Raw genomic sequence first — 581 nt, forward strand, 5'->3', positions numbered from 1 at the left:
CGTGACCGACAAGATCGAACAAGAAGCTGACGCCCTGATCGACCCGATCGCCGCCACCGCGGGCTTTTCGGTCACCGAGTCGCGGGTCGCCGTCTTTGGTCACCCGATCCATGCGATGAGTGTCGCCTTTCCGGTCGCCCTGACCTTCTGCACGTTCGGGGCCGACGCCCTGTACTGGTGGACGGGCGACGCGTTCTGGGCCCGGGCCGCCTTGTGGTCCGCCGGCACCGGCTTCCTGTTCGGCATGCTGGCCGGCTTCTCGGGCACGGCCGAGCTGCTGTTGGTGTCGGGCATCCGCGCCCGCGCGCCTGCGTGGACGCATTTCATCATCGCCGTGACCTTGCTGGCCTTGCTCGGCGCCAACTGGGGGCATCGCCTCTACGGCTATGAGGCCGCGGTCCTGCCGTACGGGATCCTGCTGTCGGCGCTGTGTGTCGGCGTGGTGGCGGTGACGGGCTGGCATGGCGGCAAACTGGTCTTCGACTATCGGCTGGGCGTATCGAACAAGAGCTGACCGCCCCTGGGCTCGACCAGCCACTCCGGGAAGGCGACCCAGTCCAGAACCGGCTTGGCCAGCACCA

1 protein-coding gene is annotated in these 581 nt (G+C 67.8%); it reads left to right on the top strand.

Translation table 11 applies throughout. The annotated features are described in order from the left end of the window. Positions 1 to 514 (top strand): DUF2231 domain-containing protein (locus ACP7AU_RS17790; RefSeq protein WP_426052286.1); only part of this gene is annotated, 514 nt, incomplete at its 5' end. Between the last annotated feature and the right edge of the window lie 67 nt (positions 515 to 581).

The sequence above is a fragment of the Brevundimonas sp. SL161 genome (genome assembly GCF_049896985.1).
Lineage (GTDB): Bacteria > Pseudomonadota > Alphaproteobacteria > Caulobacterales > Caulobacteraceae > Brevundimonas.